The organism is Wolbachia endosymbiont of Wuchereria bancrofti (assembly GCF_002204235.2).
Taxonomy (GTDB): Bacteria; Pseudomonadota; Alphaproteobacteria; order Rickettsiales; family Anaplasmataceae; genus Wolbachia.
Genome location: NZ_NJBR02000046.1, coordinates 1 through 819, shown reverse-complemented (window position 1 = coordinate 819; position 819 = coordinate 1). Strand labels below are relative to the sequence as shown.

Sequence of the window (819 nt, the reverse complement as noted above, 5' to 3'; positions counted from 1 at the left end):
GTCATTAATTGTTACTTTATTGTTTTCATCTGCTGAGTTAATCTCACTTTTGAGCGATATTAGCTTATCAACTTGGCAGTCCACAGTTAAATAAAAATGTGGAATATTCTGTTTAGCCTCAATGAGGCGTTGCGCTATCACTTGGCGCATGTTGCTTACTTCAAGTATAGTGTCTTCATCCGATCTTTCACGATCTTTAATTTGTACACCACTATCTAAAAACTCCAGTACATCAGCTTTAATAATACGACCATATGGCCCAGTACCTTTTAACTGTCTAACATTAACCCCTTCATTCTGAGCTATTTTTTTAGCTAATGGGCTTACTTTTATCCTACTTTCTGTTGTCTTAGTACCCTCTTCCTTCTTGGATTCCAGTGTCAAGCACTGAGATGAAATCGAAGGGTTGGATGATACTGAAGAAGTGGTTACAACTTTCTCCTTAACCTCAATATCGATAGCAGAAACTGAAACATAGTTATCAACCGCACTTTTGTCTTCTCCTTCTTCCAGCATTAGAGCTATCAGCTGATTAACAGGCACGCCGCTTGTCCCTTCCGACACTAAAATTTTCGCTAAAACCCCTCTATCTACAGATTCAAACTCCATTATGGCTTTATCAGTCTCTATTTCAGCAATTACATCACCTACTTCAACTCTATCTTGCTCTTTCTTACACCACTTCACAATCTTTCCCCCAGTTTTACTCATCGTTGGAGAAAGAGCAGGCATTAATATTTCTATAGGCATTTATTATAAGTTTAAAATCTATTCAATTTTTAATTTACTCTTTATCTTGTGTCAATCTAATCGTAAATT

At 36.6% G+C, this 819-nt stretch carries 1 protein-coding gene; it reads right to left on the bottom strand.

Features of this window, described 5'->3' with window-relative positions; translation table 11 throughout:
- The coding region (locus tag CCY16_RS02725; RefSeq protein ID WP_179946036.1) for a biotin/lipoyl-containing protein at positions 1-750 on the bottom strand (750 nt) is incomplete at its 3' end.
- Positions 751-819: the final 69 nt, after the last annotated feature.